The sequence below is a fragment of the Salegentibacter sp. Hel_I_6 genome (genome assembly GCF_000745315.1).
In the GTDB taxonomy this organism is placed as follows: Bacteria; Bacteroidota; Bacteroidia; order Flavobacteriales; family Flavobacteriaceae; genus Salegentibacter.
This window is the reverse complement of sequence record NZ_JQNQ01000001.1, coordinates 3,309,051-3,324,238: the sequence shown is the minus strand read 5'-3', so window position 1 is coordinate 3,324,238 and position 15,188 is coordinate 3,309,051. Positions and strand designations below refer to the sequence as shown.

Here is a 15,188-nt window from a genome sequence, read left to right as displayed (position 1 = left end):
AAATATGAAAATTTTAGTGTTCTTGGAATATATAGACAGAGATTTTAAAGAAATTGAGAATTCTGCAAACATTGATATTTCGTTATTGAAACATATTTCAGAATTTTCAGAACTGGATCTGAAAGAAACGCACAACCATCTAATTCAATCTAGTGAACGTGTATTTCTGTTAAACCAGTTAAAAACCACTATAGATAATATAGAAAACTCATATTATAAGAATAGGCACGTGTTCGAAGCATTTAATCCAGACCAAACCCTAAGAAATCTTTTAAGTTTTTCTGATCAAATTCACCACGAAGAGATAAATAAAGCAACATCATTATATAAAGACTATAAAGAGTTAGATAATGAATATGATTGTGTAAGCTTCCCCTAATTAGAACTGCTTAATTGTCCGAAAATATCATTTTTCATTCTCCTGGCGGTACCGCCAGGAGAATGACTTTTCGCGTATACTACGGGCGCCATTTTTCCCAATGCATTATGTGGTCTTACGTTGTTGTAATCTTCCATCCAGGTCTCGGTTTGTTCCCTTACCTGATTGAGATTTTCAAATAGGTACTTATTGAGAACGCCCCTTCGATATGTTCCATTGAACCGTTCTATAAAAGCATTCTGAGTTGGTTTCCCGGGTTGAATATACTGAAAATCGATTTCTTGCATCTGGCTCCATTCTGAAGCGATCTTAGCAACAAATTCAGGTCCATTATCCATTCTTATTTTTTGGGGTTTTCCTCTGCGATTAATTAAATGGTTTAGTACCCAGACCACACGTTTGCTGGGCAGTGAAAAATCAATTTCTATATGCAATGCTTCCCGGTTGTAATCATCGATTACGGTTAAACCACGGAAGCGCCTTTTATTTTCCAGAACATCGGTTACAAAATCAATACTCCAGCTACGATTAAGAGCTATGGGAGCCTCCAGGGGTTCTTTAACTCTGGCAGGTAACCGCTTTTTTACCTTTCGTCTCAAACTTAGGCCAAGCTTTTTATAGACCCGGTATACCCGTTTATGGTTCCAGGGCTTGCCTTCATTTCTTAGACGATCGTAAGCCATCCAAAAGCCTTCTTCGCTATGTTCTTTAGCTTTTTGTTGTAAGGCCGCTTCGATAGCAGTATCGTCCTTTGGAATTGGCCTGTAATAAAAAACGCTTTTGCTCATATTTAAAACACGGCACGCCCTGCTAATACCGTAATGAACAAGTTCTTTAGCAATAGTTCTTTTACGGCAGGGCTTTAAAGCTTTTTTTCAATGATTTCTTTGGCCATTTGATGATCTAGGGATAGATTGGCATACATCTGCTTCAGTCTTTGGTTTTCTTCCTCAAGGTCCTTCAGGCGCTTAAGCTCTTTACCATTCATCCCGCCATAGCGTTCCCGCCACTTGTAGAACGCAGCTGTACTAATACCATATTCACGGCTTATCTCTACGGCCGTTTTTCCGTTATCAAACTCCTTTAAAATCTTTGCGATTTGCTGTGGTGAATATCTACTCTTCTTCATAATTACTGTTTAAAGTTATAAAATATATTATACTTTTAAACAGTTCGGTTTTAAGGGAAGCTTACAATTGGAAATCTTGTAGAAATGACATTTCTAAAAATTACTTACACAATTTAGAAAAAGAAGTTCTAACAGCTCAAAAAGCCTATAAAAAGCAAGTAGATATTAGAGATCAAGCGTATAAATTTAAAGAACAAAAATTTGACGAACTTAAATTTATTCTAGCCGTTGATTTTAAACATTTTATAAAAAAAGTAGATAATTTAAAACTTATAGTTTCAAAAATGCAGAACTCCATTCCTCCTGAAGATAGAGTTTTTAAAAATTTCGAAGCAGTATTTATAGCCTACAGTATTTTTGTGAAGTTAAGCTTACTAAAAGAAGTATCGGTTCAAAACTTCATATCAGAAATCGATACTCTCAAAGGTAAAATTGACAATACATTATTAATCAAAAAACCTAAAAAAGATATGTACATCATGTATACAATTCACAAGTTAAAAGAGTGGGTAATGCTTGGAAAGCAAGATGTTTGGGAAGAAAAAATGATAAAACATTTTGGATTTAAAAAAGAAACCTATGATAGAAAAAAGGAGGTTGGTGATGAGTATAAAAATGAATTACACTTAAAGATCGATAAAGAGTTTAATAGGTATTAATATCATTTCATAGTGTCAAATAAATAGTAAAAATGACACTCTTTGAACCTTTCCAACCCGCATAAAATTTCATACACTTATTTTTTCCACAGATAATATTTAAAGTTTTAATTTACAGAACTTTAAATATATTTTAATTTTATTTTACACTTTCCTACACTCGAAAACTACTTGCTTTTTCTCTTGATTTGTTTTAGTCGCGACATCAAAAAAATATTAATTCAAAATGACTAAAAATGAATCAAGAAAATTTATTAGATAAGCCTATTTGGCAAATGACCGGAGAGCAATTTATTTCACTTTTAAAGAATAATACTTCGTCTGAATCTGGAGAAATATCAAGCCAAAAATCTTCTGAAAATAACCAAAAGAAAACTTATGTATATGGCATCCGAGGAATCGCCAATCTAATTAATCGCAGTATTTCAACCGCCAATAGAATAAAGAAAAGTGGAATTTTAGATGATGCCATTATTCAACATGGTAGAACTATAATGGTGGACTCAGAAAAAGCCTTACAACTTCTAAAAGAAAACTCGGAAATATAATCTTCGATAAGCATTAAAAAAAAGCATAACTACTGACATAGCTATGCTTTATAAATAGATTCTTCAACACTTGGAAGTGATATGCAAAGATACAAAATTCTGTATTATCCTTCCATACAATACTATAATTATGGAATACAATTCAGGGATGTATGACTCCGGAAAAAATAGTAATACCAAATTTGATCAAGTAATAGCGTATTTAAATGATAAATATTTGGTTCGATTCAATATAATATTAATTCAGTATCAAATAAAGCTTAAAAGCAACGGGAAATGGGAAATTCTAAATTTAAACTCTCTTTTTATCGAACTCGAACAAGCAGGTATTACCATAAGTCTCCCAAAATTAGAGATACTTTTTAAAAGCCATTTAATAGAAAGATATAATCCAATAGGAGGTTATTTTAAAGCTTTACCTGAATGGGATGGTATTGATCATATTAAAAAACTTTGCAGTTATATAAAGGCCGATGACGATGAGTTACTCCAATACCATATGGAAAAATGGCTTACACGAGCAGTTTTATGCTCTTTAGTTGATGACAAAGTAAACAAACAGTGTTTAGTATTTACTAGCTCTAAACAGAACGTAGGTAAAACTACATTCTTTAGGTTTCTTGCTCCAAAAGAATTAAAAGACTATTACGTAGAGGATATCGGCACAGACAAAGATAGCCTTATCAAATTAAGTAAAAACTTTATAATTAACATCGACGAATTATCTATTCAAGGCCAGGGTAACATAAAAACTCTGAAATCTTTTATCTCCAGAGGAAGTATTAATGAAAGATTACCATATGGCAAACGCCAAGAACGTTTAGAAAGGAGAAGTAATTTTGTAGCCTCTACAAATGAAATGGATTTTTTAGTAGATGAAACGGGCAATGTTAGGTGGCTGATTTTCGAAATTTTTTCAATTGATTTTAACTATTCAAAAATTGACATTGATAAAGTTTGGGCGCAAGCATATTTCAATGCTTTTAAAAGGAAAAACTACAATCCCGAATTAAGTACTGAGGATATTCTCAAAAATGAAAAGAGAAATGAATTATTCCTTAATTGGACAATGGAGAAAGAACTTATTGTAAAATACCTAGAGCCAGGAACAAATGAAAAAGATTTTATGACAGCTACAGATGTTATAATTGAATTACGAGCGATGGGTGTAGGACTAAGTTTAAGCAAAATTAAAATAGGGAAAGCACTAAAGATGCTCAAGTTTCCAGTCGCTCGCCATATGGGCGAAAAGAGAGCTCACGGATATTTAGTTAAACCGAAAGATCTAAGTGCAAAAAATAAAAATTAGTCTTAGTTCTTACCCGAACAACATAAACATCTAACAAACAATACTTTATAAGTATATATCCTAATAAATATAACTTACCCAACCTTACCCAGAAATTAATAAGGTAATTAAAAATAAAACTTATATACATTAAATCAAATCCAGTATAAAATGAACTGTAATAATGCAAATAATATTTCCATCTACAATTTACTTTTAGAAATGGGTGTGAAATGTAAAAAGCATAACTCAAGCCAAGCCTGGTTCTTAAGTCCATTCCGGAAAGAAACAATAGCCTCGTTTAAAGTTTCCAAACAATTAAATAGATGGTATGACCACGGAGAAGGTATAGGAGGTAATACAATTGATCTCATTACCCGGTTAAATAATTGTTCCGTTAAGGAAGCATTAAGCATATTAAACGAGAAATCTTTTTCTTTTCACCAGCAGGAAATTTTTACATATGAGAATAAGCCAGGATTTAAAGTTCTTAAAAAACAGAATTTGCAGAATGAAGCACTGATAAATTACCTCGATTCCCGGGGAATTTCTTACACCAATGCAAGAGTCTATTGTTTTGAACTCTATTACAGGGTCAATGGAAAGGACTATTTCGCAATTGCTTTCAACAACAATTCAGGAGGTATGGAACTCCGCAATAAATACTTTAAAGGGTGTACTGGTTCGAAGGATTTCACAACGATAAATAATGAAAGTAGGTTTGTAAAAGTTTTTGAAGGCTTTATAGACTTCCTGACCTATCTAGAACTTTATCCAAAAGAAATAAACTCTTCAGACTATCTAGTTTGCAATTCAACAGCACTAATCAGGAAAATTTTACCTGAATTAAAACGCTATTCAAGTATCGATCTATACCTGGATAATGATACCGCTGGAAAAAAAGTGAGTAGTCTTATTATTCAATATTATTCTCAGGCAAGTTTAAAAAATCACTTGTATGCAGAATACAAGGACTTAAATGAAATGTGGATGAAAAATGTATAACGAAGGTTATAGCAAGTTGAACAGGGGCAGCGGCCCCTATTTCAACTTGCTCTGCGAGGCTAAAATCCGGCTATCATTGACTTAAGCGGAAGTATTAAGTTATAGAGTTTTATAAGAATATTACAGAATAACATTTACTAATCTGATTATCAGCATTAAAATTTATAAAAGATGAAAAACAAGAGTATTCAAATTCAGGAAAAACACCATAAAGATTTACAGAAACTTTCGGAAAGTCTTGGGCAATCTTATGGAAAATTAGTAGAAAAAATGATCCTTTATTTTAAGCGTACCGGGATTGATCCGGATGATTTAAAAAATGAAAGTCCTTCCCATAAAATTCAGCAATTAGATAAGAGATTAGTTTCATTTCTAAAGGTGCAAGAGCGTGATATCTTGAAACCACTTAGGCAAGAAACCTATGAATATTATCAAAACTACGATAAGACTTTAAAAGATGCCAAAGCGAATATTAATAAAAATCTTGGCTTACTGGATAATAACTCAGAGATCAGAGCTAATCACATTTTAAAGGAATTAGCTAAACAACGTAAAGCTTTAATTACCCTTTCTGAACATCTAGACCCAGCAAATAAGAAAGGATTGAAAACTGTCTTTCAAAATATTTTTAAAAATGCCAATTAGTAAACCACATAGTTCTTTAGGAGCAAATAATTCCGGCAGTTGCTCTTCCCTGGCGCAATACTTAGACAAGGAAAACCAGGAATTAGAAAAGAAGATACAAACCTCGGATAGTATCTCAAAAATTGCGCTCTATGAAAAGAGAAAACAGCATTTTTTTGATGCCACATCAGACCAGGTAAGTTTAATTTCGGTCATTGATAAGATTGACAATAACAAAAAGAAGCTAGGTAAGAAGGATGCTAAGTATTACGCTCCTACCATAAGCTTTAGCCAGAAAGAATTAGCACATTTATCCGAAATGGCCGCCGGCAGAAAAGTTGAAAGTGTATGGGATTTTTCAAATGAGGAATATATAAAGTTCAATAAACTGATAAGGGATTATGGGCGTAAAGTGATGGATGAATATGCTGCCAACTTTAACAGGCAGAGCAAAGGGCTAAATGAAGGAAAGGATTTAGTTTATTTTGGTAAAATTGAACATTTTCGAAAATTTAAAGGGAATGATAAAGATGTAAAAAACGGATTATTCCACTCTGGTGATTATAAACCAGGATTAAATTCCCATATTCATATTATTGTAAGCCGGAAAGACAAAACCCAAAAAATGAAATTGAGCCCGGTGGCCAATGAACGGTCTAAAGACCGGACTATAGGAAAAAACAAGTACCACGTAGGTTTCGACCGCACCAAATGGATAATGAAGAACGAGAAGATATTTGATGATTTCTTCAAATATAAACGCCAGGAACTAGAAAAATTTGAGGTTCAGAGTATTTTGAAAAATGGTTCACCGAAAGAGAAAGACGAAATCAAGCAGCGTTTAGAAAAATTATCCATTAAGCCGGAAATCAATAAAAGAAGAAATTACACAATGAGAAGATGATAAAAGTTAGCGTTTTACGGTTTTCCGCATTTAATTTTAAAAAAAAATCCGTTAATTTTATAAAAACTACGAATATCCCGTAATTTTGAATGGTATATATGTATTTTGTGCGGGATATAACGAGTTAGCTGTAATTCCTTCTTGAAGAAATCCCATTAATTTCTTCGGCTAAGGATAAGAAGAGAAATGAAAAAGAGGACAATCAGTAAAATAGATAAAAATATAATTGATCGAAAATCAATAACAAATTTGAAGTTAATCAGAGTTAAAACAATAAAAATGAGAAACAAAATATTTTATTTACTATTATTTTTAAGTTCAACAGTCTTTTCGCAAGAATTAATTCTTCCTTATGCAGAACAAGAAGGTTGGCCTATAATTCAAGTAGAAATTAATAATAGAAATTACAAATTCCTATTTGATACCGGAGCGGGAATTACAGTGGTAAATTCTAATACAATAAAAAATTTAGCTATAATAGAGAATATAGAGACCAGAGATATTAATAAAACTATAGAAAATATTCCTGTATCTATATTGCCCAAACTAAAGATTGGTGCAAAAACATTTTCAGAACAAAAAGTTGCATACAAAAGCTTAGAAAGCTTGAATATGAATTTTTGTGAACTTCAGCTTGATGGAATAATTGGAATTGATATTATGAAGGGTTTTTTAATAGAAGTAAACACTCAAGAAAGAGTAATTGAATTCCATAATAAAAATTCATTTGACCTAGATGAGCTAAAAGGTTTTTCCAAAAATAAATACAAACACGATATTCCAACTATAAAATTAAAAATTGACAGACAAAAAAGATATGCCAGTTTTGATACAGGGAGTAATGGTGATCTAACACTTTCAGATTATAAACTATCAGATTTCATAAATGACAATAAAAATATCACATCAATAGGAAAAGGATCATTGGGAATAAACAGCTCTCAAGATAAAATAATTAACCACGAATTTATTAATGAGAATATAGAGTTTGGAGATTTATCTTTAAAAAATCAAAATTTCACTTTAAATAATCAAAGTCAAAATAATATAGGATTTGATTTTATAAAACAATTTAATTTCTTTTTAGATGTATCTGATAAAATAATTTATTTGAAAAAGCATTCTGATTTTAATGTTCCAGAAAGTAATATTTCAAAGTATGGATTTTGGATATTTTATAATTTTGATGCAAAAAACTATTATGTCTCAACCATTGTTGATACAAATGGACAATTAAAAATTGGAGATGTTTTATTAAAAATAAATGATATAGAATTACCTCAAGAATACTGTGAACTTTCAACTTTTTTAAAAAAACATATGGAAAAAAATATGACAATTCATATCGAAAGGAATGGTAAGGAATCTGTAGTAAAGTATAACTACAGCTAATCGAGTAGACGGCTCCGCCGTTAATTGACGGAGTGCGCCTCTCACACCACCATACGTACGGGTCTCGTATACGGCGGTTCGATAATGAAACTTATCGATTATAGTATTCGATTAAACCAACATAACCTTTCATTTTTAAGCGTTTTATGGTAATAGTGGTACGCAAGATAGGACTCTGGGCTACAGCCCAGCCGCCCATTCGGGTGCGACTCCAGGCATAGGCTTGATCTGGATTAATACCCAATCGAATAAGGTTTTTCCGTTTTCGTTCGGGCTTTTTCCAGTGATGCCAGATGCAATACCGTAAACGATTCCTTAGCCATTCTTCCAGCTTCTTAAGCTTTCCCTGAATGGATGCCGGTTTAAAGTAATTGATCCAGCCCCTTAACAATAAGTTGATGCTGTGGATACGTTCTTCAAAGCTTGCAGGAATTGTCTTTTTGGTAATATATTTAAGTTTTGACTTAAATATTTCCCATTTTGACGCTTCTGCCACAAGCTGGTATTTGGCCTTTTCTCCTTTCTTGTAGGTTGGTACAAAACCAAATCCCAATACCTTAAAGGTTAAAGGTTTACGTATGCCACTTTTCTCCCTATTGATTGGAAGCCGGAGTTTGTCCCGGAGAAATTTGTAGATACTATTACCTACGCGTTTCGCAGCGGGTTTACTTCGAACGTAAATACTAAAATCATCGGCATATCTTACATAGCGGTGTCCTCGCTTTTCCAGTTCTTTATCCAGCTCATTGAGCAGAATATTGGAGAGCAAAGGACTTAAGGGAGAACCTTGCGGGACTCCTTTCCTGCGTTTATGCAACTTGCCGTTAATTTGTATCGGAGCTCTTAAAAATGACCGCAATAACTTTAAAGTAGCCCGGCATTTTACCTTTTTGAATATCAAGTCTAACAGTACATCGTGGGCCACTTCATCAAAGAAGCTCTTTAAATCAATATCGACGATGTTTTGGTAGCCAGAATTGATATTTTCAAGGCTCTGTGCAACGGCTTGATGGGCATTGCGGTTTGGTCTGAATCCATAACTATAATTTTGAAAGGCTGGCTCAAATACTGGTTGCAAAACCTGATGTAATGCTTGCTGAAATACCCTGTCGACAACCGTGGGAATACCGAGTAAACGTTTCTTCCCGTTGCTTTTTGGTATTTCAACTCCCAGTATTGGAGCCACCTGATATTCCCCTCGTTCTATCTGCCGGGCGTATTGTTTACCGTGAGCTTTTAGAATAGATTGGAGTCCTGTTATTTGGACGTTATCTATACCTGCTGCTCCTTTGTTGCGATACACCTGACGGAAGGCTTGGTTTAGGTTCTTTTTACTTGTTAATTCTTTAATCATTAATACTAAAACAAATTTGTTGTCTCGCTTGATCGAAGGCTATTATTCTACCGGAAGGCTATCCGTAACATAAAATAACTCCAAGGTTCATTAAAGACCATTATCGTTCAGTCCTTCACCGGCTTATCAGGTGACCGGCTACTATGACTTCGGCTGACTTCTCCATCAAGCCATCCCGTGGCTATGGAGATCTCCCCAGGTAAGAACATCTTCTTTCCCCTGATTCCTGCCGGATCTACTACTTCGGTATTCATTTCGAAAGAAATGTTTAGGACATCACAATGATGTGCTTGCTCATCCAACCTTGTAGCCTCATATCCGGTTCCTGTTCGTCAGCACCAGGGTTTGTAGTCCCGCTTCCTTCAGTCCCAACTTCGCAGTTGGCAACCTTGCGGCTTACTAATGGTTCAAGGCGTCACCCCTGCCCATAAGGGACTTGCACCCTTTAGATTAATCTTTTACCTTTCGGTAAAAGAAAAGATGCCCATGCTGGGCACACACATTATATAAAAACAATGCTTAATTTGTTCTTGAATCAAAATTTCGTGCTCATTTGCATAGCGAATTGTCCTGCGGACAATCACGCACGCCAGCTCGCACAGTTTTTATACGAGACGTTGGCTATAATTTTAATTAGAGATTATGCAAAATGACATTTTCTACATTGTTATAAAGAACAGATTTTACTATCACAACTGTAACTGTTACCATATTGAGAAAATATTTAGCAAAAAAGATGTTCTGGGGATTGTTGAAAATATAATTAAGCAAATGGCAAATGATGATTTTGAAGATAAATATCATCCTTTTATAGTAACAAATGATAATGAATTTCTATTACAGTATATTTTTGCATTAAACCTTTCAGATTTTAAAATTTTATGTGGTTCTAAAGAATTTGATGAGAATGAAATTAGAATAAATCATAGAAATTTTAAAAAATTTGATGAGGAAGTTCTCTATTACTTTTCTAAAATAAAAAATGGCGAAATAATTTCAGCAAATCAGTGTTGGTCTTTTTCAACATTAGAAAGAGTAGATTTCGGAAATGGAGATTTTGAATATTGGGAAAATACTGGAAAAGGTGAATTCATTCAAGAATATGAGGGCTGGCAGATGAATAAAGAATTTGAATACTTTAAAACACCTCTACCATATCAAAAGGAGGATAATAAAAATAAAGTTTTCAACTTTAAAAATTTAGAGACTGCGAGTATTGAAGAATTAAATGAACTACTGAATGTAAATATTTTAGAATTAACATTTTTTGAAAAAGAAAAGAAACATTGGATTCCAGTGGGGAACCAATGCCTAAAATACTTCGATCGTGAATCAAAAAGAAACTTGTATTTGAGCCAATCAATTTTAGAAAGGTTGAAAACAGAACAAACTCTGAAATTAGCAATTGAGACAACTCTTGATAAAGAATTTTTCATAACACACCTTATAACAGGTTTAATTGATGAGAATTCTGACCAAGTTTATCTGAGAATAAATTACGAAAACGCAGGAATCGGTTTTCAAAAAAAATATATCGAGCCATTTTCTGATATTACACCTCCTTACTAAAAAATAAGTATAAAACTACAGCCAACACCGCTTCATCGCAAATAAAGACGGGTTTTAACGAAAAAGTGTAATTTTAGAAACCAAGAAAGAAAATGGTTAAGCCGACAAGTCCGCATCCCTAACCCCACAACTTGCGATAAACGAAACCGTTAGCTGTAATCTAATACACAATATATGACAAATATTTACTGGCCTGTATACAGGAACATAGAGTCAGAATTGGCTAAATTAACCTATGATATACATATTGATGATAATCAAATAAATGTTTATTCCTCTAAAATTTCTGATCTGATTTTAAGATCTGCTGCAGAAATAGAATCAATTTCTAAAGAACTTTACAAAAAGAATGGAGGAGTCAAAGAAAATAATTTACAATTTGATAAAGACTGCATAAAGCACTTGAATCAAATATGGAAATTGGAAGATAAAGTAATTATTATAAGTTCTTCTGCTTGTTTCCAATCTCAAAAAATTATCAAGCCGTTCATTAAAACTGAGAAAAATTTTAAAAACAAGTTAACTTATAGTTGGAATAACGCTTATCAAAATTTAAAACATAATAGATATGAATCTTTACATTTTGGATCGTTAAAGTACCTATTCAATATTCTAGCAGCTCTATTCACTTTAAACTTATATTTTAAAGAAGAAGTTTTCGATATAACACAGAATTCAAATGTCCCTGAAAATATGGGTTCAGAAATTTTTTCTATTAAAGTTCATAAATGGCGTAGCTATGATGCTCAAGGAGTGTATGGTAAAAACAAAGATTTTGATGAATGCATTTATTTAACAAAGAGAACGGACGAATCTCTCAAGAAAATGATTGAATCCACTCAAGCAATGTTCAAAGAACAACAAGAAATGTTCTTAAAACATCCAAAAACTTTAGAATTCGTAAGAAGTGGTAAATTAAAAGATTATGAGGGTAATAATTTAATGTGGGACGTACTAGATGAAAATGAATATTGGAATATCATTAATATAACTTCGAAAAAACATATTTTGGATTCAAAAGATAGGGAAATGGAAGGTGTGCTCAACAAAAACTGCATATAACAAAGGTTAATCGCCAATAGCCGGCAGCGTTAGAATGAAAATAATTAACTTGACCAACAAATCAATACTAAGCCGACAAATCCGTGTCCCTTACTTCGCCAACTGGCGATAATTAACAAAAACCCGACCTATATGATACCTAATTTATCTGAAAGACAAATTGAAGATGTTTTTGAAATTTTTCACGAACCATTGCTCGAAGAGGGATTGGAATTTATTTCCCGTCAACATATCTTAGACAATAGGCTAAGAGTTGATTTACTTTTTAAAGATAAAAACGGAAAAAATGTCGCTGTTGAACTTAAAAAGGATGCAATTTCACGGGAAGATGTTGGACAAGCATTGCAATATGCAGGATTGATTAAAAATAGTCGTGTAATTTTAGCTGCACCTATTATTGCAACAAGTATCAAAAACGCATTTGACCATTATGGAATTGAATATTTAGAATTTGATCTAAGCGAAATTCAGAAGTTATATAAACAAATCGAAAATAAAACTAGAGAACAAAATTTTAGTATTGCCAAAGAACTTAAGTTACCACAAAATGTAATTAAGGAACCTCTTTCTTCAAAATCCAAAAAAGATGGAAATATTGCCTTCAAAGTAACTTATACAGATTCCAACTGGAGTGGAGTTTGTTCTCCTAATGTTGCTTCATATAACTTTAAACATAGAACTTGGTGTGGCATTCAAGCTGATTTTGATATAAATTGTCAAGATATCGAATACTCAAATTCTAATGAACTCTCAACAAATTTCGCACCTTGTCACGACTGTATTGCTCAAAAAGAACTCGTTTTTTATGCAGGTCATTACCACGGAGAAAAACACGATAATGAACCAATTCAGTGTTTGGATGCTAAGGTTGGTAAGATTGCATTATTCACATCAAGAGAAATAGGAGAACCTGAAAACGAAAGGTTCATATTTGCAATTGGACAAATGAATTATTTTGAGCCTGTAAGTGACGGGAATAATAATTATGAACTTTTTCATTGTGATAAAAACACAGCATTGATTTTCAATACCCATAGACCAAAATATTGGAAATATTATAGTAATGCTAACAATCCCGAAAGGATAGCTTGGAATACTGGATTATTTAGATATATAGATGATGATCTTGTATATAATCTATTAACAGATATAATTGATACAAATCGTTACCCAAATAAAGTCAAGAAAAAGGCTAAATATCTACGAAACCAGATATAGAAAACTATAGGCAACAAAGATGGTTAACCGCCAATAAATATTAGCTCAAAAAGAAATAATTACTTCACAAACCAATATTAAGTTGACAATAAGCGTCCCTTACTTCCCCAACCGACTATAAACGAGAACGTTAGCTGCAACCATCACAAAAATTTTAGTAAGAAGAAAAATGGAAAAAATCGAAATAGCAAAAGTTACTCTTAAAGATATAAACCAACTACAAAAAATAGGAAAACAAACATTTGAAGATACTTTTGGTGCTCAAAACTCTCCAGCTTTTATGGAAGAATATTTAAATAAGAGTTTCTCCAAAGAAAAAGTACGTGAAGAAATATCTGATGAAAATTCAGAGATCTATTTCGCTAAAATTGACAAAAAGATAGTTGGATATCTTAAAGTAAATTTTAATCAATCACAAACGGAATTAAAAGATCCAAATGCTTTAGAAATTGAACGGATTTATGTAATAAAAGAATATTTAGGAAAAAAGATTGGTCAAGAACTTTACAATAAAGCAATTAATATCGCAAAACAGAAAAACCTTCAGTACGTTTGGTTAGGAGTTTGGGAAGAAAATTCAAGAGCAATTCGATTTTATGAAAAAAACGGATTTATAAAATTCGATAAACACATCTTTGATTTAGGTGGTGATAAGCAAACCGACATCTTAATGAAAAAATATTTAAGGGAATAAATCTTAAATGGCAGCAGCTAAGTCGGTTCACCGCAAATAACGGGTTTCGCATAAAAAGTGTAATTTTAAAAACCAGGAAAGAAAATGGATAAACCGACAATTCCACATCCCTACTCTCGCAACTTGCGGTAACCGTAACCATTGTACGCAAGCATTTACTAAGAATGATTAAAGAAATTAATTAAAAAAGAAGATTATGAAATATTCAATTTTTACTTTTTTGCTTTTTGCTCCATTGTTTCTTGTAGCTCAAAGTTCTAACTATAATGTGTCTTCCTATAATACACAAGGAACTAAGGCACCCAATACTCATTACATTGGAGAAGCTTGGTTAAATCCACTAATTCACGAGGATGAAGAATTAGGTTACAACATTACCAAAGCAACCTTCAAAGCTAACTCAACTTTAGATTGGCACAAACACGGTTCTGTTCAAGTTTTAGTAATAGTAGATGGTGAAGCCTATTATCAAGAAAAGGGTAAAAAGCCTATAATTCTAAAAGAGGGAGATGTAATTAGATGTGAAAAAGAAACTGAGCATTGGCACTCATCTACGAAAGATAGTGATGTTACATATTTAGCATTCTATAGTGGAGAAAAACCAACAGAATGGACAGAAGTCTTAACTCAAGAATATTACGATCAAGTTCCTAAAATGCTAGAAACTAAATGACACAATTAAAAATTGTAAAAAATTCTATACTAGATGATCGAAACACAATGCCAGTGCACAACAAAGTTCATCGAAAATTAGCCGCACCGTTAAAAAAAAAATAATTAACTTGACCAACAAACCAATACCATTCCGACAAATCCACATCCCCTACTCCGCCAACTGGCGATAAACGAGACCGTTACCTGCAATATCAAAAAAAGGATAAATAATAGAATGAAAAAAATTGTCGATAATAAAAAGCTTGAATTAGTCTATAAAAAAGGGAATGGAGCTTGGACATACCATATTGTCATACCAAATACAGCCCATATAGATGGAACTTGGGGTTCGCTAAAAGTTTCTGGTTTACTTGATGATTACGAGTTGAAAGAAATGAATTTGGCACCAAGAAAGGAAGAAGATAAAATGATTTCAATAAACGAAGAAATCAGAAATGCAATCGGTAAAAGTGGTGGTGATAAAGTTACCGTAACCTTATACCTGCATACACACGAGAGAATCAATAACAATTCGGAAATTCTCAAATGTTTTGAAGATGCAGGCGTAAAGGATTCGTTCGAATCATTAAATAAAGATGAACAAAAAGAAATTATAGATGATATCACTTCAAAAACTACAGAGGCCAAACAAATTGAACAAATAAACCACCATATCAATCTGTTACTTAATCAGAATAATTAAACAGTG

At 32.7% G+C, this 15,188-nt stretch carries 16 protein-coding genes; 14 read left to right on the top strand and 2 right to left on the bottom strand.

What is annotated here, in order from left to right; genetic code table 11:
• The first annotated feature begins 4 nt into the window (after window positions 1–4).
• Complete coding sequence (locus tag FG27_RS14750) at window positions 5–379, top strand: hypothetical protein (RefSeq protein WP_037320427.1); 375 nt, start codon at window positions 5–7, stop codon at window positions 377–379.
• Here the strand turns inward: FG27_RS14750 and FG27_RS14745 are convergent.
• Window positions 376–1,508, bottom strand: a protein-coding gene (locus tag FG27_RS14745) for an IS3 family transposase (RefSeq protein WP_156101194.1) whose coding sequence is annotated in 2 segments (ribosomal slippage) — window positions 376–1,247 and window positions 1,247–1,508 — 1,134 coding nt in all. Because the reading frame shifts where the segments join, the coding sequence is not laid out codon by codon here. The two genes, FG27_RS14750 and FG27_RS14745, sit on opposite strands and share 4 nt — an antisense overlap.
• Before the next feature lie 284 nt (window positions 1,509–1,792).
• On the opposite strand from FG27_RS14745, the gene FG27_RS14735 reads away from it, so the two are divergent.
• The 7 genes from FG27_RS14735 (at window position 1,793) to FG27_RS14705 (ending at window position 7,928) form a co-directional block, all read left to right on the top strand.
• Entirely contained in the window at window positions 1,793–2,167 is a 375-nt protein-coding gene (locus tag FG27_RS14735) for a hypothetical protein (RefSeq protein WP_037320426.1), read from the top strand.
• A gap of 236 nt (window positions 2,168–2,403) precedes the next feature.
• Complete coding sequence (locus tag FG27_RS14730; RefSeq protein ID WP_037320424.1) at window positions 2,404–2,715, top strand: DUF3853 family protein; 312 nt, start codon at window positions 2,404–2,406, stop codon at window positions 2,713–2,715.
• Window positions 2,716–2,845: 130 nt separating this feature from the next.
• On the top strand, window positions 2,846–4,024 hold the full coding sequence (locus FG27_RS14725) for a virulence-associated E family protein (RefSeq protein ID WP_231563334.1): 1,179 nt from the start codon (window positions 2,846–2,848) through the stop codon (window positions 4,022–4,024).
• 150 nt (window positions 4,025–4,174) lie between these two features.
• A complete protein-coding gene (locus FG27_RS14720; protein ID WP_037320422.1) occupies window positions 4,175–5,008 on the top strand; it encodes a toprim domain-containing protein in 834 nt (277 codons plus the stop codon).
• A 171-nt stretch (window positions 5,009–5,179) separates the two neighbouring features.
• Entirely contained in the window at window positions 5,180–5,653 is a 474-nt protein-coding gene (locus FG27_RS18745; protein WP_051935874.1) for a BfmA/BtgA family mobilization protein, read from the top strand.
• Window positions 5,643–6,536, top strand: a complete 894-nt coding sequence (locus FG27_RS14710; protein WP_037320420.1) for a DUF5712 family protein — start codon at window positions 5,643–5,645, stop codon at window positions 6,534–6,536. The genes FG27_RS18745 and FG27_RS14710 overlap by 11 nt, the downstream gene beginning before the upstream one ends.
• 186 nt (window positions 6,537–6,722) lie before the next feature.
• Window positions 6,723–7,928, top strand: a complete 1,206-nt coding sequence (locus FG27_RS14705) for an aspartyl protease family protein (RefSeq protein ID WP_081912628.1) — start codon at window positions 6,723–6,725, stop codon at window positions 7,926–7,928.
• A gap of 91 nt (window positions 7,929–8,019) precedes the next feature.
• Here the strand turns inward: FG27_RS14705 and ltrA are convergent, their stop codons facing one another.
• Complete coding sequence (ltrA, locus tag FG27_RS14700; RefSeq protein ID WP_037315631.1) at window positions 8,020–9,282, bottom strand: group II intron reverse transcriptase/maturase; 1,263 nt, start codon at window positions 9,280–9,282, stop codon at window positions 8,020–8,022.
• 642 nt (window positions 9,283–9,924) lie between these two features.
• On the opposite strand from ltrA, the gene FG27_RS14695 reads away from it, so the two are divergent.
• The 6 genes from FG27_RS14695 (at window position 9,925) to FG27_RS14670 (ending at window position 15,182) form a co-directional block, all read left to right on the top strand.
• Window positions 9,925–10,851, top strand: coding sequence for a hypothetical protein (locus tag FG27_RS14695; protein ID WP_037320417.1), 927 nt, complete (start codon window positions 9,925–9,927; stop codon window positions 10,849–10,851).
• A 174-nt stretch (window positions 10,852–11,025) separates the two neighbouring features.
• Window positions 11,026–11,913 carry a hypothetical protein gene (locus FG27_RS14690; protein WP_037320415.1) on the top strand — a complete coding sequence of 296 codons (888 nt, stop codon included), beginning with the start codon at window positions 11,026–11,028 and terminating at the stop codon, window positions 11,911–11,913.
• A gap of 132 nt (window positions 11,914–12,045) precedes the next feature.
• Window positions 12,046–13,131, top strand: coding sequence for an endonuclease NucS domain-containing protein (locus FG27_RS14685; protein ID WP_037320413.1), 1,086 nt, complete (start codon window positions 12,046–12,048; stop codon window positions 13,129–13,131).
• 169 nt (window positions 13,132–13,300) lie between these two features.
• A complete protein-coding gene (locus FG27_RS14680) occupies window positions 13,301–13,825 on the top strand; it encodes a GNAT family N-acetyltransferase (RefSeq protein ID WP_037320411.1) in 525 nt (174 codons plus the stop codon).
• A gap of 196 nt (window positions 13,826–14,021) precedes the next feature.
• Entirely contained in the window at window positions 14,022–14,498 is a 477-nt protein-coding gene (locus FG27_RS14675; protein WP_037320409.1) for a cupin domain-containing protein, read from the top strand.
• Window positions 14,499–14,714: 216 nt separating this feature from the next.
• Window positions 14,715–15,182 (top strand): DUF1905 domain-containing protein, encoded by a 468-nt coding sequence (locus FG27_RS14670; protein ID WP_037320406.1) that lies wholly within the window; start codon window positions 14,715–14,717, stop codon window positions 15,180–15,182.
• The last annotated feature ends 6 nt before the right edge of the window (window positions 15,183–15,188 follow it).